This is a genomic window from Rhizobium sp. BK112 (genome assembly GCF_014193215.1).
In the GTDB taxonomy this organism is placed as follows: domain Bacteria; phylum Pseudomonadota; class Alphaproteobacteria; order Rhizobiales; family Rhizobiaceae; genus Rhizobium; species Rhizobium anhuiense.
In genome coordinates this window covers 620,475-641,148 of record NZ_JACHYZ010000002.1, presented here as the reverse complement: position 1 = coordinate 641,148, position 20,674 = coordinate 620,475, and the positions used below count along the sequence as shown (strand labels likewise).

Here is a 20,674-nt window from a genome sequence, read left to right as displayed (position 1 = left end):
CCCCGCTTCTGCGGGAGCACTCCCGGCCTCATGCACGGGATGTCGTGAAAATGCACGATATTTCTTGAATGTCGAGTCACTTCGTGCAATATCGGGTGATTATGTTTAACTTCGTGCAGAGAGCCGATGCTGACGACGCAACGCAAGACCCTCATTCTCGATATCCTGCGCCGTGACGGACAGGTGATCGCCAAGCGTGTCGCCGAGGATTTCGCGCTTTCGGAGGACACGATCCGCCGCGATCTCCGGGAAATGGCGGCGGAGGGGCTGTTGAAACGGGTGCACGGCGGGGCGATGCCGCTGGCGCCCGACCTGCCTGATTTCACCGCCCGGCGCAGCGTCTCGTCGCAGATCAAGGCGCGGCTGGGGGCCGCGGCGGCAGCGATGGTCAGGCCGGGACAGATGATCTTCCTCGACGGCGGCACGACGACGGCGGAGATCGCCAGGCACTTGCCCCGCGACATGCCGCTGACGGTGGCGACCCACAGCCCGACCATCGCCGCCGAACTGGAGCACCACCCCACAGCCGAGGTGATCCTCACCGGCGGACGGCTCTACAAACATTCGATGGTGGCGACCGGCGCGGCGGCGATGGCGGCAATCTCGCAGCTGCGCCCCGATCTGTTCTTCCTCGGCGTCACCGCCGCCCATCCCGTGCACGGGCTTTCCACCGGCGATTTCGAGGAAGCGGCGATCAAGCGGCATATCGCCCACTGCGCGGCCGAAACCCATGTGCTGCTGACCGAGGAGAAGTTCGACCTCGTCTCGCCCTGCCCGGTGCTCGGCATTTCCGAGGTGGCAGGGCTGATCGTGCCGATGGAGATGACGGCAGAGCGGCTGAAACCCTATCGCGATCTCAACGGCGCGATCGCCGCAGCATGATGGCCCTGCGCGAGGGTTGTTGCCGCGCCGTGGCGTGCGGCAGCAGGCTGGCGGCAAGAGCCGCGATGAAGGCCGCCAGCACGGCATAGGGCGGCGCCATGCTGCCGGTTCCAAGGGTGAGCACCGTCTGCAGATATGGCTGCGCGAGCGCGATGACGACGGCAAGCGCCGGCATGTCGAGCAGTGTCCCGGCGATCCGCGACAGCTCCGACATGAAGGCTGCGCCAGCAAGCGCGCCGTAGACCGCCGTCAGGCGGATTGTGCGGCGCAACGGCACCGAGGCGGCAAGCGGCAGCGTGTCACCATCCTCGAGCACAAGCGTGAGATAGGCGACGAAAGCCGCCAGGAACAGGAAGGCGACGGGCAGTGCGGCGAGGGTGGCGGGCTGCGTCAGAGCCGCCGCATCCGCGGCCAGGAAGAGAAGGATCGGCGTGGAGGCGACGAACCAGACGGTGACAACAGGCCCCCAGAACCAGATGAGCGAGAGCCTGTGAAGACGCAGCAGCGTGGCGACGAAGAGCACGGCGATCGCGGTCCAGATGCAGGCGGGTTTGAGCACGCCCGATATCAGCCGGAGGGTCGGCTGGCAGGCGCCGGCCATTTCTCCGCAGCCGGACAGCTGGATGGTGAGCCAGGTGATATAATCGAGGCTCAGAGCGGCGAATAGGAAGATGCCGATCCCCATCAGCATCCACCAGAGATAGCGGCCTGCAAACATGCCCTGCCCTCATGGCTTCCAGGACTGTGCTCACGCCGCCGCGAAGGGGTGCATCCGCGATCGCGGGACGTACCCTTTTATATTAGGTAATTCTTATTTTTCTAATAACTTATATATGCAGAGCCACGCTCATCCGGCCAAGGCGGAGGTGACCCTGACATCGCCGACATGGATGCCGTTCCAATTGCGCATCGGCAATGCGGCATGGGCCATCAGGCCCGCATGCACCTCGCCCTCCGTCTCGAAGAAACGGGCAAGCGTCGCCGCCACCATGGCTTCGGCAGCACGGGTCGTGCCGTCCTCGCATTTGAGCGCGATGGCGATGCCCTTTTCCGGGATCGCCGCACAGAAGACACCCTCGGCGCCGGTTTTGACGAAGATGCGGCCGGGGGCGATCTGCATCAATTCCGTGCAGGCGCGGCCGGAACCGGCGACATAGAAGGGCTCGGCCATGCAGGCTTCGATCAGCCGGCGGGACGCCTTGGCGCGTAGAGGTTCCAGGCCGGTGCCGGTCGCCATTTTGGCAAAACCGTGGGCGAGACTGCGAAGCGGCACGGCATAGGTCGGAATGGAGCAGCCATCGGTGCCGCAGCTTTCCGCTCCGAGCACGGCGCCGGTCAGGCTTTCCATCGCCGCGCGGATTTCGACCTGTAGCGGGTGCTGGTAGCCGACATAGCCCTTCGGATCGATATCCTGATGGCAGCAGGCGCAGATAAAGCCCGCATGTTTTCCCGAGCAATTGTTGTGCAGCGCGGTCGGCGCATCGAGCGTGCGGGCCTGATGGATCAGGACCTTCTGACTCATCGACCAATGGGCGCCGCATTCCAGCGCCTCGGCATCGCGACCGGCCCGCGACAGCATCGAAGCGGCCAGCGCCACATGCGCGTCCTCGCCATTATGCGAGGCGCAGGCCAGCGCCAATTCCTTGTCGCCGAAGCCATAGGCATCGGCAGCACCACTCTCGACCAGCGGCAGCGCCTGCATCGCCTTGCAGGACGAGCGCGGGAAGATGGCGGCCTCGATATCGCCCAGCGAAAGGACAAGCTTGCCGTCTCCATCAACGACCGCCACCGCGCCGCGATGGCGGCTTTCAACGAGCAGGCCGCGGGTGACTTCGACGGTGACGGGATTGGACATAGGCTCTCATCCGGATGCTGGCTGGGTTGCGCAGTCCATAACGCGTCACGCGGCGAAAGCCAACGGGGTTGACGTTTTGCCCGGGTTTAGGTGGCTAGGCGGATGCCTGCTGATAGTGCCGGCTCTATATGTGGCTGGACGTCACCGCGGCAGCGGAAGTGCGCCCTCCCGCCGGCCGCGCTCCCCAACCTCCATTATCCCTTGAGTTTAGACGCCTCGAGACGATATGCCTTGCAATCCAGTTTTCACAATCCGAGGAATTGTTTTTGCAATCGGGCATATCTATCACCGAGTCCACATTGCTGGCACTTTTCACGATTGTCTCTCTGAGCTTGGCGTGTTGGCTGGCGCGCCGGCCCGCAAAGACGAGCGTTGGAATCACCCTTGGAGTCCTTCTAGGGCTGGCATTGATAATCATCACATCAACTCTGGTCGGATTTTTGGGAAATGTTCTTCCATTCGGGCAAATCGACTTCTGGCTCTCCAATCTGCTCGCGAAATTCTAAAATAGGCGTTCAGCCCTGTTGCGGGCTTGGACGGCGATCACATCGTGCGGACATCCATCACAAAAGTTGACGGAGAGGATCGAAAACTATCGTTTCTCTGATAGGTCCGATGCAGCTAAGAGTGGTGCATCAGGAACCGCGCCATGCCCTCTAGTTTTTCCTTGATTCTTCGTGACAGCAGGATCCGCATCCCGACGGTGACGCTCGTCGCGCTCGCCTTCACCTATGCCTCGACCGTGCCCTACCAGTCGATCATCGGGATCAATGAACTGGGCTTGAGCAACGGCGCCTATTCGGCGCTGGTGTTCTTCTCGGCGATCGTCAACGTCACGACGAGCCTGACGCTCGGCATCTGGTCGGACAGGCTGAAAGAGCGGCGGCCGCTGGTGCTGGGGCTTTCCGTCGCCGGCATGCTCGGCTTCGGGTCGATCGCGATCATCCACAGTCCCGCAGTCTTCATCTTCTCCACGCTGTTGCTGGTGCCGATGAGCAACTCCACCTATTCGCTGCTGTTTGCCAGCCTGCGCGCCAGGACCAACCAGATGGAGCGCGGCCAGGGTGCGGCGATCACCGCGACGGTGCGGGCACTCTATTCCGGCTCATGGGCGCTGGCGCCGGGGATGATCGGCCTTGCTCTCGTCAGTTCGCCGTCGATGACGCCGGCCTATGGGATCGCGGCGCTGGCAAGCTGCACCTGCTTCTGCCTGTATTTCTTCTTCGCGCCCGGAAATGGTGCCGCCGGCCCTGCCCCCGATCATGTCGGCTTCCTTGCGTCGCTGAAGCGGATCTTTGAGCCTTATGTGCTGTCGCGGGTCATCGTCATGTCGATGCTGTTCGGGCTGCAGCGGCTGAACGGCATGCTCTCGCCGCTGATCATCACCCATGCGGCCGGCGGCACCGTGGTCGATGTCGGCTTCATGGCCGGGCTGACGGCCTTTCTCGAAATGCCGTTCATGGTGATGTGGGGTTTGGCGCAGCGCCGCTTCCGGACCGTGCACGTGCTCGCCTTCGGCGCGCTGATCTACTGCGTCTATCTCTCGCTGCTCGGCTTTGCGTCCGCGCGCTGGCACATCTATGCGCTGCTGCTGGTCAATGCCTGCGGGGTGGCAGCGATCCTCAGCGTGCCGATCACCTATCTGCAGGACCTGATCGCCGATCGGCCGGGGCTCGGAAGCTCGCTGATCTCGCTGAACACCTTCATCGGGGTTGGCATCAGCGCCGGCCTCTTCGCCTTCGGCACCGCGATCACCGATTATTCCGGCACCGCTTTCGTCGGTGCGGTCGCGGGTCTGGCGTCGATCGGCGCCCTGCTCTATCTCGAAAGCAGCAAGCGTCAGGCGCGGCAGCCGGCATGAAGTGCGACGTTCCGAACAATCCGCCTCAACGCGGCGTGATGCGATAGGCGCAGCGGCGGGCGCCGAGGAGGATGTGTTCGCTGCGCTCGACATCGGCGCCAAGGACGGTGCGGAAGGTTTCGAGTTCGGAGCGGCAGAAGCCGGCGCAGGCGGTGGCGGCGGCGCAGATCGGGCAATGGTTTTCGACCAGCATGTAGGCGCCGTCCGCCTCCTGCCAATGATCGGCCATATAGCCTTCGCGGGTGCGGATGCCGGCAAGCCCCTCGACGCGGGCAGCAAGGTCGCCGGCAGTCTCCAGCTCTTTCCGATAGCGCTGCAGCGTCTCGGCCTCGCGGGCGGAGATGACGGTATCGAGGGCTGCGGGTCCGAGCTGTTCGACCAGCGTGCCGAGCAGGTTTGCCGTCAATTCGGCGTGGCCATCGGGAAACTGGCGGTTGCCGGCGGCTGTGAGCTGCCAGAGCTGGCGCGGCCGGCCCCTGCCGGTGGCGGCTGTTGTGACCGGTTCCACCAGCCCCTCCTCCGCCATCTTCGAAAGCTGCTGGCGGGCGGCCTCGCCTGAGATGCCGAGCGCATCGCCGATCGCGGCGGCGAGCTGCGGGCCGTCGGTTTTGATCAGGATCAGAATGCGGTTGGCAGGGGACTGGCGCATATTTTTCCAAGTCAAGTCTTGTTTAATTCGAGACAGCATGCAATTTTCCAATTTATAACTTGGAAAATAATCCTTCGCCAGTCAAAATCTCGGGGATTCTCCCATGTCGAATATCGACCAGACCGCAGCCCTCCCGAATCCCGGCTCCGTCTTTCGCCTGTTCCTGCCCGAGCACCTGCCGGCAACGCTGATGCTGGCCGGCGGCGTGATGCTTTATGCCGTCGAGAGTTACATCATGGCGACGATCGCGCCTTCGATCGTGCGCGATATCGGCGGGCTCGCGCTGTTTTCCTGGGTCACCAGCCTGTTCGTGGCGGCTGCCGTGCTTGGCTCGATCTTCGTCGCCATGCGGCCGCGAGGGATCGGGCTTCGCACCGTCTATGTGATCGCAGCACTGGTCTTCGGCGTCGGCAGCCTGATTGCCGCAGCCGCCCCCTCGATGCCGGTGGTGCTGATCGGACGCGCCGTCCAGGGTCTGGGAACCGGGGCACTGGCCGCGCTCGGCTATGCCTTCATCCGCTTCGTCTATCCCGAGCCGCTCTGGCCGAAGGCCTCGACGCTCTATGCGGCGATCTGGGGTGTGGCGACCGTCATCGGGCCGACGCTCGGCGGTTTCTTTTCGTCCGGCAGCCACTGGCGCTACGCCTTCATCGTGCTCGTGCCGCTCGGCCTGCTGATGGCGGCGCTGGCGCCGCGGCTGTTGCCCGAAGTCGAGGACGATCGCGAGCAGACGAAAACGCCGGTTGCGCAGATCGGGCTGCTGCTGGCGGCCGTGCTGATGGTCAGCGCCGCCGGCGCGATCGAGACGACGGGCGCAAAAGCGACGCTGATTGCCGCCGCGGTCGCCGCCGTCGCCGGCATGTTTCTCATCGAGAGGCGAAGCGCGAACCGGTTGCTGCCCTCCGGCGCCGTCAGCCTGTCCCGGCCGATTGCACGGGTCTATCTGACGATGTTCGCCCTGACCGTCGTGCTGGTCAGCGACGTCTTCATTCCCTATTTCCTGCAGACGCTGCATGGGGTGACGCCACTCCTATCGGGTTATCTGGTGGCGCTGGTCGCCCTCGGCTGGACATTCGCGGCCTTCCTCAGCGGCTCGCTAACCGGCGGCCGAGCCCATGCGGCGATCGTCATCGGCGCTCTCATCGAGGCGGCGGCGACCGCGTTGCTCGCCGTCTTCCTCGGCAGCGACAATCCGGAAGGGCACCTGCTCCTCATCGTGCCGGCGGCAATCGGCATGTTCATGATGGGCTTCGGCATCGGTCTCGGCTGGGCGCATCTCGTCGCCATGGTCCTGAGGCTCGTTGCCGACAATGAGCAGGACAAGGCCTCTTCGGCGATCCCGACGATGAGTTCGCTCGGCGGGGCTTTCGGCGCGGCCTTCTCAGGGGTCATTGCCAATGGCGCCGGCCTCGTCGATCCGGGCGGTATTGCCGGCAGCATCTCGGCGGCCCACTGGCTCTATCTGCTGATGGCGCTGCCCGGCATCGTCGCGATTGCGGCGGCGATGACGCTGAGAGACCGCCGGAATTGAAAGAGGCGCCTCGGGTTCGGGGCGCCTTTTCACAATTGAACGCTGTGCCTTGTCCACTAACCTCGGACGGTGAGCACGATCTTGCCGATATGGTTGCCGTCCTCCATCAGGCGGTGCGCCTCCACGACCTCTTCGAAGGCGAAGACCTTGTGGATGACCGGGGCGACGGTGCCGGCTTCGAGCAGCGGCCAGACCTCCGAGAGCAGATCGTCGCGGATGGCGCGTTTTTCCTCCGCCGTGCGCGGGCGCATGGTGGAACCGGTGACCGTCAGGCGCTTGACCATGATCGGCGAGAGATTGACCTTTTCGGCGATCGCACCGCCGAGGAAGGCGATGATCGACAGGCAACCGTCCCTGGCGAGCGAGGCGAGGTTGCGCTCGAAATAGGCTGCACCGATCATGTCGAGGATGATGTCGACGCCCTCACCGGTCTCGGCCTTGATGACCGCGGCGAAATCCTCGGTCCGGTAGTTGATCGCGCGTTTGGCGCCGAGCCTTTCGCAGGCCTCGCATTTCTCCTTCGAACCTGCCGTCGCGTAGACTTCGGCGCCGAAGGCGCGGGCAAGCTGGATCGCCGTGGTGCCGATGCCGCTCGTGCCGCCATGGATCAGCACGCTCTCGCCTTCCGTCAGCCCGGCCATCTGGAAGAGATTGGCCCAGACGGTGAAGAAGGTCTCGGGAAGAGCCGCCGCCTTGACCGCGTCATAGCCTTTGGGAAAGGGCAGGATCTGGCCTGCCGGCAGCAGGCAATATTCGGCGTAAGCGCCGCCATTGGCAAGGCCGCAGACCTTGTCGCCCACGGCGTAGCCGGTGACGCCTGGGCCGATCGCGACGATTTCGCCGGCAAGTTCCAGGCCGAGGATCGGGCTCGCACCCTTGGGCGGGGGATAGCTGCCCTGGCGCTGGGCGATATCCGGACGGTTTACGCCGATGGCCTCGGCGCGCACGAGAATCTCACCTTCACCAGGCACCGGCAGCGGGCGTTTGCCGATCACCATCACCTCCGGCCCGCCGAAGGACGGCAGATCGACGAAGTGCATTTCCTGAGGCAGTGACATGTCGCGGCCCTCCTGATCCCGAATGTTCGGAATAGATCAGCCCCGGAGGCTTGGGAAGGCTGGAAGTGGCAAGGGCGTCAATTCGCCTCGGCCACTGCATCAGTGCTACAGCGTCCTTTGCGCGTCTAGAAAGACGCGCGGCGCTGTAGGAGGTGGAAGACGAGCCCTTCCTCGCTTTCCTTGGCGGCCGACTTGATGATGGCGATCTCGGCGCTGACGCGGTTGATATCGTCGATGACGAGGCCTTCCGGCAGTTCGATGACGCCGATCGAGCAGCGCATCAGCGGAAACAGGGCTTCGGCGCCGGTGCGATCGTGACCGAGGATGCGGCCGGCGGCCCGGTCCTCGTCGGAATAGAGATCGCGCACATCGTCATGGAAATCGCTGATCAGCCGGTCGAGGATCTCCTTCAGCTCTTCCTCGGTCCAGCCGACGACGCCGATAAAGAAATCGTCGCCGCCGACATGGCCGAGGAAATGGCGCTCGGCGAAGAAATAGCGGCGCATCAGCGCGGCAAACAGCGAGATCGCGTGGTCGCCGAGATGGAAGCCGTAGGCATCGTTGAACGGCTTGAAATTGTCGAAGTCGCAATAGCAGAAGTGGCGGACCTCATCGCCGTCGCGGCCGGACTGGCGCATGAAATCGCGGATGGCGCGATTGCCCGGCAGGCCGGTCAGCGGGTTCTGGTCCTGGGCGGTCTTCAGCTGCTTCTCGTTGATGACCTTGATCAGCGAGGCGGCGGAGACGACGCCGGCATAACGCATATTATCAGTCAGGATCAGGCAGTTGCTGCCCTCCATATTGGCGAAGATCGCCATCAACTGCTCGGCATCGCTATCGAGGCCGACGATCGGCGCCATCTCGACGAAATGCGAGATGGAGCGCTCATACATCTTGTTCTTCAGGAGATCGCGGCCGAAGGGCTGGTAGATATATTCCTTGAGGTGATGCTCGTGGATGATGCCGCGCGGCTCGTCATTGGCATTCAGAACCGGAAAGAAGGCCTGGCGCGGATTGCGGCGGAAGAGTTCGAAGACGCTGTCAATGCTGTCATTCTCATAAACCGTCGGCAACAGTTCGATCTGCTTGCGGATGAGGATTTCGTCGAGCGATTGGCTGCCCCGCTTGCTCTTGCCGAGCTCCTGCAGATGCGGGAATGACGGCGTCAGCTCCGATATATGCGTCGTCGGGCGGGAGATGAACCAGCCCTGGACGAGGTCGACGCCGTATTCGCGGCAGGCGATGAATTCGGCCTCGGTCTCGATGCCTTCGGCGATGACACGGGTACCGAGCACATGGGCGATGTTGACGATGCTCTTCAACAGATGGCGCTTGCGCGGGCTGCGGTCGATCTCGGCGACGAAATGTCGATCGATCTTCAGGTAATCGACGGCATAATCGCAGAGCAGCTTCATCTCGCCGTGACCGACGCCGAAATCGTCGATCGCCAGCTTGAAACCGGCCTTGCGCAGCCTGGACACCAGGGCGGAAAATTCCGGCACGCTGGTATTGTCGAAACGTTCGGAGAATTCGAAGCAGACTGAGGATGGCGGAATATTGGCCTTGCGCAGATGCTGTAGCAGGTTCTCGACCAGGCGTTCGCCATGCGGGATCAGCCGGACGTCGAGATTAAGGAATAGCGTGGAGGTCGCAAAATTCGACAGCGTGGCGAATTTGGCGAGCGCCCGGCTGGCGAGCATCTGTTCGAGCTGCAGCAGCTGGCCGAGCTGATGGGCCTCGTCGAGGAGTTCGACCGGCGTGTCGTAGCCGATGCGTTCCTGGCCGCGCATCAGGGATTCATAACCGAAGACCGTGCCGGTGCCGGCCTCGACGATCGGCTGGAAGGCGTTCTCGACCACGAGCTTGGCAAGCGTGATGATTTGATCGCTGGCGTAGCGGCGCAGAACACCCGGCTCGACGGTAGCAACCAAAGACATGTCGGTCTTCACGTGGCCGGTATTCATTGTGGCGGATCTCCACTGTGACTTGTTCTTTTCGTCCGGAACATGCCGCAGAAGGATCAACGAACTCTTTCGCCAGTGTGAAGGTTTTATGAAACGCGCAGAGACTCGCCGCGCGTTCCGCGTTTATTCAATTTTTCAAATGCAATCAAATGCTTGCTCAGGCGGAACGACGGCGCTCCGCCTCGTGATCGGCGAACATGTCGGCGACACATCTGCCGCCGGATGGAGCGCCCTCATCGTCGAGGACATCGTCCCGGAATTCGTTGAGCTTGCGGGCGGTATCCCACAGGCGCAGCGCTTCGCGGACGACCTCGCTGCTCGAGGCATAGCCGCCATTGTCGACGGCGGCGCGGATACCCGCTGCCTGTTGCGGAGAGATGGATACGGTGACCATCGGCATGAACTTCCTCCCTTTTCTGATCAGGCAGAACCCTGCCTCTGGGGGACGCATGACCATTTTCAGCATTCTCGGCGATACCAGCCGGTGCCTTGGTGCATTCGCACGTAGCCGGTCCTCTGTCTTTGGACCGGCATTAACCCTTAAAGTCTAATCCCCTGTCATCCCCTTGTCAAAAAGAACGGTCGGAAAGCGACGCCGGAGCATCACTTTCCACAGCCCCACTGCGGATGCCGATGCCGAAGGCAATCATCGTCCAACCCTGGATAATGAGGTCGGCGGCCAGGAACAGGCCGAGAATCCAGAGACTGTTCACCGGCCAGCCAAGCGCAATGACGAAACCGGCAAGGGCGGTGATGACGCCGCTTGCGACGATCCAGCGCCAGCCCTTGGTGGGCTTCATGCGCATGCCGACCCAGGTGCGGAAGACGCCGGCGATGACGAGGGTTAAAGAGAGGAACAGCGTCAGCGCCACCGAGGTGAGGATCGGATTGATGAAGGCGCAGATGCCGGCAAGCAGGTAGAGCAGGCCGCTCAGCACCCAGAACAGCGCGTGATCCCAGCCGCGCACCTGGAAGGCATGGACGAGATAGATCACGCCGCCGAACAGCATGAGCATGCCGACATAGTAGACCGAGACGACGGTGGCGAGCATCAGATTGCCGAGCGCGATCAGACCGCAGACGAGCAACACCACGCCGAGGCCGACGAACCAGATCCATTTCGACTGCAGTGAAGATGTCGGTGTTCCCTCAAAGACATCGGCCATGATGCACCTCCTGAGATTTGGAATATGTTGCAGCAATTTTTCACGGAAAGATCTGCGCCAGATCAAATCGAGAAAGATTTTTATTGATTGATCAGTCAATCAAAAATAACCTGCTTCAATTTTTACAGGAGCTGGCAGCTTGCCAAAGGTCGGAATGGAGCCAATGCGCCGCAAGGCGCTTGTCGATGCGGCGCTGCGGGTGATCGGCGATCACGGCTCGCTTGCCGTCACCATGTCCGACATTGCCCGGCAGGCCGGCGTGTCGCCAGCCCTGGCCCATCATTATTTCGGCAGCAAGGAGCAATTGCTGATCGAGACGATCCGCTCGCTTCTCCGACAGCTGCGCAGTGATACGGTGGCAGCACTCAAGGCGGTCAGAACGCCGCGGGCGCGGCTTTCGGCCGTCATCCGCGTCAGCTTCCACGCCGACCAGTTCGCGCCGGAGACGATTGCCGCCTGGCTCGCCTTCTACGCCGAGGCGCAGCGCTCGGAAGAGACCCGCCGTTTCCTGGTGATCTATGCCCGGCGGCTGCGTTCCAATCTCTTGGCCGATCTGAAAGCACTCCTGCCGGCTGACGCCGCAGAACGCATCGCCGAAGGCGCTGCGGCGATGATCGACGGGCTCTATATCAGGCAAAGTCTGAAATCCGCGCCGATCGGCATCGAAGCCTCGATCGCGCTGACCGAGGATTACCTGAATGCGCTCCTGGCCACCGCCTCCCCTTCTTCCCGAGGGGAGAAGGGACGACCCCATCGAACCACCCAAGGACAAATGACATGAAAGCCCAGCCGAAAGCGTCGCACTTCATCGACGGCGAATATGTCGAGGATACCGACGGCACCGTCATCGAGAGCCTCTATCCCGCGACCGGCGAAGTGATCGCCCGGCTGCATGCCGCAACGCCTGCGATCGTCGAGCGGGCGATCACGGCGGCCAAACGCGCCCAACCGGAGTGGGCGGCGATGAGCCCGATGGCGCGCGGGCGCATCCTGAAGCGGGCTGCCGACATCATGCGCGAGAGAAACCAGGCACTCTCCGAACTGGAAACGCTCGATACCGGCAAGCCGATCCAGGAGACAATCGTCGCCGACCCGACCTCGGGTGCCGATGCCTTCGAATTCTTCGGCGGTATTGCGCCGGCCGGTCTCAACGGTTCGCAGATCCCGCTCGGCCAGGACTTTGCCTATACCAAGCGGGTGCCGCTCGGCGTCTGCGTCGGCATCGGCGCCTGGAACTATCCGCAGCAGATCGCCTGCTGGAAGGCTGCGCCGGCGCTTGTCTGCGGCAATGCCATGGTGTTCAAACCGTCCGAGAACACGCCGCTCGGCGCATTGAAGATCGCCGAGATCCTTTATGAGGCGGGACTGCCGAAGGGGCTCTTCAATGTGATCCAGGGCGACCGCGACACCGGGCCGCTGCTCGTCAACCATCCCGACGTCGCCAAGGTATCGCTGACCGGATCGGTGCCGACGGGCCGCAGGGTCGCGGCGGCGGCGGCCGGCAACCTCAAGCATGTGACGATGGAACTCGGCGGCAAGTCGCCGCTGATCGTCTTCGACGATGCCGATCTCGATTCGGCGGTCGGGGGCGCGATGCTCGGCAATTTCTATTCGACCGGCCAGGTCTGCTCGAACGGCACGCGCGTCTTCGTACAGAAGACGATCAAAGCCGAGTTCCTGAAGCGGCTGAAGGCCCGCACCGAGGCGATGCTGATCGGCGATCCGATGGACGAGGCGACGCAGATCGGCCCGATGGTCTCCTGGGCACAGCGCGAGAAGGTGATCTCCTACATCGAGAAGGGCAAGGCCGAGGGCGCAACGCTGATTGCCGGCGGCGGCATTCCGAACAACGTCTCCGGCGAAGGCTATTACGTGCAGCCGACGGTGTTTGCCGATGTCACCGACGACATGAGCATCGCCCGCGAGGAGATCTTCGGGCCTGTCATGTCAGTGCTCGATTTCGACGCGGAGGACGAGGTGATCGCGCGGGCCAATGCCAGCGAATTCGGCCTCTCCGGCGGCGTCTTCACCGCCGACCTCACCCGCGCCCACCGCGTCGTCGACCGGCTGGAGGCGGGCACGCTCTGGATCAACACCTACAATCTCTGCCCGGTGGAAATCCCCTTCGGCGGCTCGAAACAATCCGGCTTCGGCCGCGAGAATTCGCTGGCCGCGCTGGAGCATTATTCCGAGCTGAAGACGGTCTATGTCGGCATGGGCCCGGTGGTGGCGCCTTATTGAAGGAGTGAAGACCCCTCCCCACAAGAGGGAGGGGCCAATCCGGGGCACCGGTTCTGCCCTCCTTCCATCGCATCGCTTACGGCGCTGATTTTGAAGTGAGGCAGTGCCGCAAGTTAAGCCCTCCCCTTGTGGGGAGGGGTTTGGGGCCGGGTCTTCGGAACCGTTGCAAAGAATCTAAGGGAACGTCATGCAACAAGCAGATTTCGTCATCATCGGCTCGGGCTCGGCCGGTTCCGCCCTCGCCTATCGCCTGTCGGAAGACGGCAAGAACAGCGTCCTTGTCATCGAGGCCGGCGGCAGCGATTTCGGGCCGTTCATCCAGATGCCGGCAGCCCTTGCCTGGCCGATGAGCATGAAGCGGTATAACTGGGGTTATCTCTCCGAGCCGGAGGCAAACCTCAACAATAGGCGCATCACCGCGCCGCGCGGCAAGGTAATCGGCGGCTCCTCCTCGATCAACGGCATGGTCTATGTGCGCGGCCATGCCGAAGACTTCAACCGCTGGGAGGAACTCGGCGCCAGCGGCTGGGCCTATGCCGACGTGCTTCCCTATTTCAAGCGGATGGAGCATTCGCATGGCGGCGAAGAGGGCTGGCGCGGCACGGACGGGCCGCTACACGTGCAGCGCGGCGGCTTCACCAATCCGCTGTTCCGCGCCTTCATCGAGGCCGGCAAACAGGCAGGCTTCGAGACGACAGAGGATTACAACGGCAGCAAGCAGGAAGGTTTCGGGCTGATGGAGCAGACCATCTTCGGCGGTCGCCGCTGGTCTGCCGCCAATGCCTATCTGAAACCGGCGCTGAAGCGCGATAATGTCGGGATCGTCTACGGCCTGGCGCGGAAGATCGTGATCGAGGACGGACGCGCCACCGGCGTCGAGATCGAACGCAAGGGCAAGATCGAGGTGGTGAAGGCGAACCGCGAGGTGATCGTCTCGGCCTCCTCCTTCAATTCGCCGAAGCTCCTGATGCTGTCGGGCATCGGTCCCGGCGGCCATCTGCAGGACATGGGCATTGAAGTCAAAGCCGACCGGCCGGGCGTCGGCGCCAACCTGCAGGACCATATGGAATTCTACTTCCAGCAGGTGAGCACCAAGCCGGTGTCGCTCTATTCGTGGCTACCATGGTTCTGGCAGGGCGTGGCCGGCGCGCAATGGCTGCTCTCGCGTGGCGGTCTCGGCGCCTCCAACCAGTTCGAAGCCTGCGCCTTCCTGCGCTCGGCACCGGGGCTGAAGCAGCCCGACATCCAATACCATTTCCTGCCGGTGGCGATCAGCTATGACGGCAAGGCGGCGGCGAAAAGCCACGGCTTCCAGGTCCATGTCGGCTACAACCTGTCGAAATCGCGCGGCAGCGTGAGCTTGCGCTCCGCAGACCCCAAGGCCGATCCGGTGCTGCGCTTCAACTATATGAGCCATGCCGAGGATTGGGAAAAATTCCGCCACTGCGTGCGCCTCACCCGCGAGATCTTCGGCCAGAGCGCCTTCAACGACTATCGCGGCCCGGAGATCCAACCGGGCGAAGGCGTGCAGAGCGATGAACAAATCGACGCCTTCCTGCGCGAACATCTGGAAAGCGCCTATCACCCTTGCGGCACCTGCCGCATGGGCGCCAAGGACGATCCGATGGCGGTGGTCGACCCGCAAACGCGGGTGATCGGCGTCGACGGCCTGCGTGTCGCCGACAGCTCGATCTTCCCGCACGTGACCTATGGCAACCTGAACGGACCCTCGATCATGACCGGAGAAAAGGCGGCCGACCATATCCTCGGCAAACAGCCGCTGGCACGCTCGAACCAGGAACCGTGGATCAATCCGCGCGCGGCCGTCAGCGACCGATGAGAAACCAACATCAGTGAAGGACATTCAGGCCGGCACGACGGAATTCGTAAGCAAGATCGTCGGTCCCGACACGTTCGCCCGAACCGTCGCTGTCGCGGTGAACGTGCCTGAGATGTCGTATCAAGGAAATCCTGCTCCGGCCACGGCTCAACCGTCTGACGTGAGGCGCGATGTGTCTATGACATCGCAACCGTGAATCAGCGGCCGTGCTTCGCGTTTTTTCAAAGCGAAGAGAACGAGGGGCCCTCAACGAGTCCGAGAGCCCCGATCACTCAGGCAGTGCGGTAGGCGGCGAGCCAATGTGCGTAGGGGGCAGGCAATGTCCAGGACGGACGCTCGACACCGAGCTTGCGCGCGGCCGCGTAGGGCCAATGCGGATCGGCGAGCATCGCCTTGCCGACCATCACCAGGTCGAGCTGTCCGCTTCGGATGAGCTCGTCCGCTTGCTCCGGCTGAGTGATGTTCCAACTCGCCGCACCGGGCAGGGCTGCCGCCTTCCGGACCCGATCGGCGTAAGGCGCGATGAACCCCGGGCCCCAGGGAATATTGGCGGCGGGGGTCGAGAAACCGAGGCTGACGTCAATGAAGTCGAGGCCGGCCACTTTGAATTTTCCGACGAGTTCTATCGCGTCCTGCAGGGTTTCCTCGTCACGGCCATCAAACTCGATGACGCCGAAGCGAGCCGTCAGCGGACGATCCTCGGGCCAGACCTCACGAACGGCCGCCAGCGTCTCCAAGAGGAAGCGTCCGCGGTTATCGGCGCTGCCGCCATATTCGTCGTCACGCTGGTTTGAATGCGACGAGAAGAAGCTTTGGCCGAGGTAGCCATGCGCAAAATGCAGCACGAGCCAGCGGAATCCGATGTCACGCGCGCGGATCGCCGCAGCGACAAAGTCGCCACGGACGCGATCGATGTCGGCCTTCGTCATGGCGCGCGGCACCTTCTTTAAGCCGCCGCCGAATGCGATGGCGGATGGTGCGATGGTGTCCCAGCCGCGGGGATCGCCGTCGGCGATATGATCGTCACCTTCCCAAGGACGGTTTGCACTGCCCTTGCGGCCGGCATGGCCGATCTGGATCCCCGCGACCGCGCCGGCCTTTTCGATACCGGCGACGATCGGCGCAAAGGCCTCTGCCTGGTCATCATTCCAAAGACCGGTGCAGCCCGGCGTGATCCGGCCCTCCGGGGAGACGGCGGTGGCTTCGACGTTGACGAGGCCGGCGCCGCCGCGCGCCAAGCTTGTGAGATGGACGCTGTGCCAGTCGTTGGGAAGGCCATCGATCGCGGAATATTGGCACATGGGGGAAATTGCGATCCGGTTTCGGAGCGTCACGCCTTTCAGCGTGTATTGGTCGAATAAGCTGGGCAAGGGGATCTCCTTAAGATGAATATCGATCTCCCGCACGGCTCCTCCGACGCCGGCCGGCGCAGGCGTTACTCCGTGCGGTCGATCCCTCGGATACTTAGACGGCGCGGTAACGGGGCGCAGGTTCACCGGTCTGCGTCGCGGCGAAGAGCGCGGATCGGGCTTCGTCGAACTTATCCCATAGAGTGGCGTCGGCAACGGATGGCAGCGTAATGTCTTCGCCCTTGTCGAAACCGGCCAGGGCCGCATCGACCAGGTTTTCGGATGTCATAACCGTCGCCTGGTTGAGCGATGCCAGCGGCACGCCTGACAAATCCCAGAGTTCGGTCGCCGTGGCTGCCGGCATGACGAGTTGCAGACGGACATTGGTCTCAGCCAGTTCCTGCTGCAGGCCCCGGCTGAAATTCATCACATAGCCCTTGGTGCCGCTGTAGATCGCGCTGATGGGCAGGGCGTGGAAGGACAGGACGGAAGCGACATTGATGATCGCGCCGTCGTTGCGGTCGAGGAATGCGGGCAGAATGGCACGCGTCAGGCGCGAGAGCGCGGTGACGTTGAGTGCGATCATCGCTGCCGCGTCTTCCTCCGAGGTCTGGGCCACCGGAGCCAGCGTTGAGTTGCCGGCGTTATTGACGAGGAGCGTGATCGCCGAATTCGCCTTCAGCATATTTTCGACACGGGTCACGTCGGCATCTTTCGTGAGGTCTGCTTCCACGACCTCGACTGTCGTGCCGTGGGCAGCGTCCAGTTTGGCCGAGAGCGCCTTCAGACGATCGGCGCGCCGGGCTACGAGGATGAGGTCATAGCCCCGTTCGGCAAGGCGTTGGGCGTACACAGCGCCGATGCCGGCAGAGGCGCCGGTGACGACGGCAACAGGCTTAAGCGATACAGACATGTCAAATTCCTATTTGGTTGAGTGCTCAAGTTTAAGTATGGCTAGATCTGACTCTTGTCAATGGCTGAGTGCTCAACTATTTTGGCGAGATGGGTAAGAAACTTTCGATTGGCAATCTTGGAGAGGAACTGCGTGGGGGCAGGCTGAGCCCGCCCGAACTCCTGTCCGAACTTGTGTGCACAAACACCGCTCTTCGACGCGCGTCACGGCGACTAGGCCAACTCTATGACGATGCGGTAGCGCCAACCGGCCTGAAGGCCACCCAGGTCGGGCTTCTGACCCAGATAGCTGCGTTGCGCGAAGGCGGCCATCAATGGCCTACCCTGCAATCCCTGGCCGAGCGCCTCGCCGTCAGCATCTCCGCGTTGACCCACGCACTTCGCCCGCTGGTCCGGGACGGACTGGTCGGGCTCATGCCGGACGAACACGATGGCCGCACGAAGCATGCGACGCTGACGACGTCTGGTGAGCATCGTCTGCACGAGGCCTTGGTCTTGTGGGCTGACGCTAACCAACGCGTTGAGGTGGTCCTGGGTCGTTCCGCTTCTGCGCTTCGCGCGCTGGCCGATGATGTCGCTTCTCCGGAGTTCCTGGAAGCTTACGAGGCGCGGCGCGTGCTGAGAGGCTGACCCCCGCCCTTGTCGCCGAATCGCATCAGAGAAATCCGATCCAGCGTCCCGCCACAAGTGCGGCGATCCATGTCACCGCCGACAGAGCCGCCGAAACCTTTATGGCAGGGCGCAGAATGCCGGCCCGGATTGCCGTTCGCCAACCCTGCCCAGTATGCACCACGAGCACGTTGAGTAATCCGAAGGCAATCAGCCCGAGCTTGGCGAGGAAGGCGGGATTGCCGGCATATTCGACCGCCCGGACGCTGAACAGGCAGAAGCCGGTGACAAGAGCCGCGGCAAGGCCGATGCCGGCGCAGCGGGAGAGAAACAGCGCAACGATCTCGACCGGCACCCTGCGGAAGAAGCCGGCGAGCCTGAGATCAAGCGGCAGGATGGCGCCGACGAGAAGGCCGATCGCCAGGATATGGGCGGCGTTGACGAACATGTAGAGCGTTCCGGAGCGCCGGAGCGCGGCCGCAGGTGCCGTGGCTGACAGCCATTCGAGAATGTCGATCACAGCTCGGTTGGCCCGGATCAGTTCGTCTTGATGCGGTCGGGATAGATATCGTAGCGCTTTTCGCCGATGGTGAGGCGCACCGCCTTCAGCCGCTTCTCCTTTGGATCCTGCGAACGGTTTCCAAGCGCCACGACCTTATCGCCGGGCTTGGCGACACCTTCGACGAAGCCGGAGCGTTCCGTCTGGCGCGGATTGCCGAGCTCGACCAGCCAGACGCCGTCATTGGCGGTGGCGACGTCAAGGGTCGGATGCGGCCCGCCCATGGAGATCTTCTCGATGGTGCCGGCAAGCTCGATCTGATCCGCCTCGGCCCAGGACCAGCCATGATGGGCAATGGCGCCGGTGGCGAAAGCCGTCGACAGCATGGCCGCAGCGATGATGCGCTGTGCTGAGATTCTGAACATGATGTCCTCCCTACCCTATGGGCAGGCAGGTGGAGCATGCCGGCTGGAAGAAAAGGGATTTCACCAAATCTTGAAGAAAGATGCGCGATCTTCAGGCCAGCAGCCGGGTGACTTCGGCGCTGTGTTTTGGAGCGACGGCATCGGCGATGGTCGTCGAGAACAGCACCTTGCGGGTGGCGTCGGCGACCTTGGCGAAGACGTGGCGGATCTGGCAGTTCTGTTCGCCGTCGCAATCGTCGCACTGGCGATAGGCGGTGATCGAGAGACAGGGAAGCGGGGCGATCGGGCCGTCGATGATGCGCAGGATCTCACCGAAAGTGATCGTGTGGGCGGGCTTGAGGAGGAGATAACCGCCCTGCTTGCCGCGGCGGCTGGCGACGACGCCGTGATGTTTCAGGTCGAGCAGGATCTGTTCGAGAAACTTCTTCGGGATCTTCTGTTGCGCCGCGATATCGGAAATCATCACCGGTTCTCCGGCATCGGCGTCAGCCAAGACCGTGAGCGCCCGCAGCGCATATTTCGCCTTTTGCGTAATCATTTTTGACCATCGACACACACAGGCAGCGCGAATTTCCGCACTGCTACGGAAGTACTTTCACCTCTATGGCACAACCAGCATGAACCGAATTTGAACGCGCTGGAGAAAGCCTTGAGAGACAAGCGTTTTGGCCTTGTTTTTTGCTCTCGGCCAAGCTCTCTTAATCTATGCCAAAACCGCGCCTTCCGCACCATTTTCGGCATCACTTCAGATTTCGGATTGACAGGCTGCGTGTAACTCTACTATTTCTATAGACATTCAAGCTGCCGATGTGGATTTTCATCCGCATGCGGCTGCTTTTCTGCATCGCGGCAGCTTCGGAGAGATATTTGCTCCTCCGGCCGCAGCTTTCGAAATCCCTTTTTCTGTCCGATCCCCGTATGAACTGCGATACTCCCGTCAACGAAGGACAGGATTCTCATGACTGCTATCAATCCAATTTTGGAAGAAGGGCCGATTGCGGAAGCCAAGGCGCTGAATGACAGGCTGGCGGGCCTCGACCTTGCCGGACGTCTGTCGCTGGTCTCCGGCCTCGGCGGCCGCGTGGTGTTCACGACGTCACTCGGCATCGAGGACCAGGTGATCACCGCCGAGATCGGCACGCACCGCCTGCCGATCGATGTCGCGACGCTGCAGACCGGCCGGCTGTTTCCCGAAACGCTGGCGCTGATCGACGAGACCGAAAACCAGTACGACATCCGCATCCACCGCTTCGAGCCGGAGAAGGCCGATATTGACGCCTATGCGGCGCAATACGGCCTCAACGGTTTCTACGAGAGCGTCGAAGCCCGGCATGCCTGTTGCGGCGTGCGCAAGCTGAAGCCGCTTGCCCGCGCGCTGGAGGGTGCTGCGATCTGGATCACCGGCCTGCGCCGCGGCCAATCGGCCAACCGCGCGGAAACGCCCTTTGCCGAGTATGATGCCGAACGCCACCTGTTGAAGGTCAATCCGCTCGCCGATTGGGACCTGGAGGCGATCAAGGCCTTCGTTTCCGCAAACGGCGTGCCGGTCAATCCGCTGCATCAGCGCGGCTATCCCTCGATCGGCTGCGAGCCCTGCACGCGGGCGATCAAGCCCGGCGAGCCGGAACGTGCCGGCCGGTGGTGGTGGGAGCAGGACGAAACGCGCGAATGCGGCCTGCATGTCGCCGAAGAGGCCGCGGCGATCGCCGCACAGTAAATCACCCCACGGCTTTCCCAAAAATCAAGGCGCGGCGACCGCCGCAGCCTTGGGAAAGCCAACATTCCCAGGGAAAGCAACATTCTTGGGGAAGCCACATCAAGGAATTGTTTGCG

General features: G+C 62.7%; 19 protein-coding genes and 2 pseudogenes. 9 read left to right on the top strand and 12 right to left on the bottom strand.

Features of this window, described 5'->3' with window-relative positions; genetic code table 11:
* Positions 1-126 precede the first annotated feature (126 nt).
* Complete coding sequence (locus FHT75_RS08585; RefSeq protein ID WP_048338321.1) at positions 127-882, top strand: DeoR/GlpR family DNA-binding transcription regulator; 756 nt, start codon at positions 127-129, stop codon at positions 880-882.
* Here FHT75_RS08585 and FHT75_RS08580 read toward each other — a convergent pair.
* A complete protein-coding gene (locus FHT75_RS08580) occupies positions 857-1,600 on the bottom strand; it encodes a hypothetical protein (protein WP_063476617.1) in 744 nt (247 codons plus the stop codon). The two genes, FHT75_RS08585 and FHT75_RS08580, sit on opposite strands and share 26 nt — an antisense overlap.
* Before the next feature lie 129 nt (positions 1,601-1,729).
* Positions 1,730-2,737, bottom strand: a complete 1,008-nt coding sequence (locus tag FHT75_RS08575) for an asparaginase (protein WP_063476616.1) — start codon at positions 2,735-2,737, stop codon at positions 1,730-1,732.
* A 649-nt stretch (positions 2,738-3,386) separates the two neighbouring features.
* On the opposite strand from FHT75_RS08575, the gene FHT75_RS08570 reads away from it, so the two are divergent.
* A complete protein-coding gene (locus FHT75_RS08570) occupies positions 3,387-4,598 on the top strand; it encodes an MFS transporter (RefSeq protein WP_063476615.1) in 1,212 nt (403 codons plus the stop codon).
* 25 nt (positions 4,599-4,623) lie between these two features.
* Here the strand turns inward: FHT75_RS08570 and FHT75_RS08565 are convergent, their stop codons facing one another.
* A complete protein-coding gene (locus FHT75_RS08565; RefSeq protein ID WP_047614181.1) occupies positions 4,624-5,247 on the bottom strand; it encodes a helix-turn-helix transcriptional regulator in 624 nt (207 codons plus the stop codon).
* Between the two features lie 103 nt (positions 5,248-5,350).
* Here FHT75_RS08565 and FHT75_RS08560 point away from each other — a divergent pair, with 103 nt between their 5' ends.
* A complete protein-coding gene (locus tag FHT75_RS08560) occupies positions 5,351-6,778 on the top strand; it encodes an MFS transporter (RefSeq protein ID WP_097542752.1) in 1,428 nt (475 codons plus the stop codon).
* Between the two features lie 56 nt (positions 6,779-6,834).
* Here the strand turns inward: FHT75_RS08560 and FHT75_RS08555 are convergent, their stop codons facing one another.
* From FHT75_RS08555 to FHT75_RS08540, 4 genes are all read right to left on the bottom strand, one after another.
* Positions 6,835-7,836: an NAD(P)H-quinone oxidoreductase gene (locus FHT75_RS08555; RefSeq protein WP_063476613.1), complete on the bottom strand. Its 1,002-nt coding sequence runs from the start codon at positions 7,834-7,836 to the stop codon at positions 6,835-6,837.
* 125 nt (positions 7,837-7,961) lie between these two features.
* Complete coding sequence (locus FHT75_RS08550) at positions 7,962-9,800, bottom strand: GGDEF domain-containing protein (RefSeq protein WP_183844667.1); 1,839 nt, start codon at positions 9,798-9,800, stop codon at positions 7,962-7,964.
* Between the two features lie 157 nt (positions 9,801-9,957).
* The gene (locus FHT75_RS08545; RefSeq protein ID WP_047614177.1) at positions 9,958-10,200 is read right to left on the bottom strand and encodes a type II toxin-antitoxin system ParD family antitoxin; all 243 of its coding nucleotides are present in this window, start codon (positions 10,198-10,200) and stop codon (positions 9,958-9,960) included.
* A gap of 169 nt (positions 10,201-10,369) precedes the next feature.
* Positions 10,370-10,966, bottom strand: a complete 597-nt coding sequence (locus FHT75_RS08540; RefSeq protein WP_063476611.1) for an HdeD family acid-resistance protein — start codon at positions 10,964-10,966, stop codon at positions 10,370-10,372.
* A gap of 139 nt (positions 10,967-11,105) precedes the next feature.
* Here FHT75_RS08540 and betI point away from each other — a divergent pair.
* The 4 genes and pseudogenes from betI to FHT75_RS36355 all read left to right on the top strand — a co-directional run.
* Positions 11,106-11,742: pseudogene (gene betI, locus FHT75_RS08535) on the top strand (transcriptional regulator BetI).
* A gap of 1 nt (position 11,743) precedes the next feature.
* Positions 11,744-13,207, top strand: coding sequence for a betaine-aldehyde dehydrogenase (betB, locus tag FHT75_RS08530; protein ID WP_183844668.1), 1,464 nt, complete (start codon positions 11,744-11,746; stop codon positions 13,205-13,207).
* A 187-nt stretch (positions 13,208-13,394) separates the two neighbouring features.
* Positions 13,395-15,047 carry a choline dehydrogenase gene (gene betA, locus FHT75_RS08525; RefSeq protein WP_063476608.1) on the top strand — a complete coding sequence of 551 codons (1,653 nt, stop codon included), beginning with the start codon at positions 13,395-13,397 and terminating at the stop codon, positions 15,045-15,047.
* Between the two features lie 10 nt (positions 15,048-15,057).
* Positions 15,058-15,211: pseudogene (locus tag FHT75_RS36355) on the top strand (oxidoreductase); the annotation flags it as partial.
* 108 nt (positions 15,212-15,319) lie between these two features.
* On the opposite strand, the gene FHT75_RS08520 reads toward FHT75_RS36355, so the two are convergent.
* Complete coding sequence (locus FHT75_RS08520) at positions 15,320-16,417, bottom strand: NADH:flavin oxidoreductase/NADH oxidase (protein ID WP_063476607.1); 1,098 nt, start codon at positions 16,415-16,417, stop codon at positions 15,320-15,322.
* A 94-nt stretch (positions 16,418-16,511) separates the two neighbouring features.
* Positions 16,512-17,309 carry an SDR family NAD(P)-dependent oxidoreductase gene (locus FHT75_RS08515; protein ID WP_063476606.1) on the bottom strand — a complete coding sequence of 266 codons (798 nt, stop codon included), beginning with the start codon at positions 17,307-17,309 and terminating at the stop codon, positions 16,512-16,514.
* A gap of 89 nt (positions 17,310-17,398) precedes the next feature.
* Here FHT75_RS08515 and FHT75_RS08510 point away from each other — a divergent pair, with 89 nt between their 5' ends.
* The gene (locus FHT75_RS08510; RefSeq protein ID WP_063476605.1) at positions 17,399-17,938 is read left to right on the top strand and encodes a MarR family winged helix-turn-helix transcriptional regulator; all 540 of its coding nucleotides are present in this window, start codon (positions 17,399-17,401) and stop codon (positions 17,936-17,938) included.
* 25 nt (positions 17,939-17,963) lie between these two features.
* On the opposite strand, the gene FHT75_RS08505 is transcribed toward FHT75_RS08510, so the two are convergent.
* The 3 genes from FHT75_RS08505 to FHT75_RS08495 form a co-directional block, all read right to left on the bottom strand.
* Entirely contained in the window at positions 17,964-18,437 is a 474-nt protein-coding gene (locus tag FHT75_RS08505; protein WP_063476604.1) for a DUF6644 family protein, read from the bottom strand.
* 17 nt (positions 18,438-18,454) lie between these two features.
* The gene (locus FHT75_RS08500) at positions 18,455-18,841 is read right to left on the bottom strand and encodes a DUF6152 family protein (protein ID WP_025554871.1); all 387 of its coding nucleotides are present in this window, start codon (positions 18,839-18,841) and stop codon (positions 18,455-18,457) included.
* Between the two features lie 91 nt (positions 18,842-18,932).
* Positions 18,933-19,379: an RrF2 family transcriptional regulator gene (locus tag FHT75_RS08495; RefSeq protein WP_047614168.1), complete on the bottom strand. Its 447-nt coding sequence runs from the start codon at positions 19,377-19,379 to the stop codon at positions 18,933-18,935.
* 420 nt (positions 19,380-19,799) lie between these two features.
* Here FHT75_RS08495 and FHT75_RS08490 point away from each other — a divergent pair, with 420 nt between their 5' ends.
* Positions 19,800-20,558 carry a phosphoadenylyl-sulfate reductase gene (locus tag FHT75_RS08490; protein ID WP_047614167.1) on the top strand — a complete coding sequence of 253 codons (759 nt, stop codon included), beginning with the start codon at positions 19,800-19,802 and terminating at the stop codon, positions 20,556-20,558.
* Positions 20,559-20,674 lie beyond the last annotated feature (116 nt).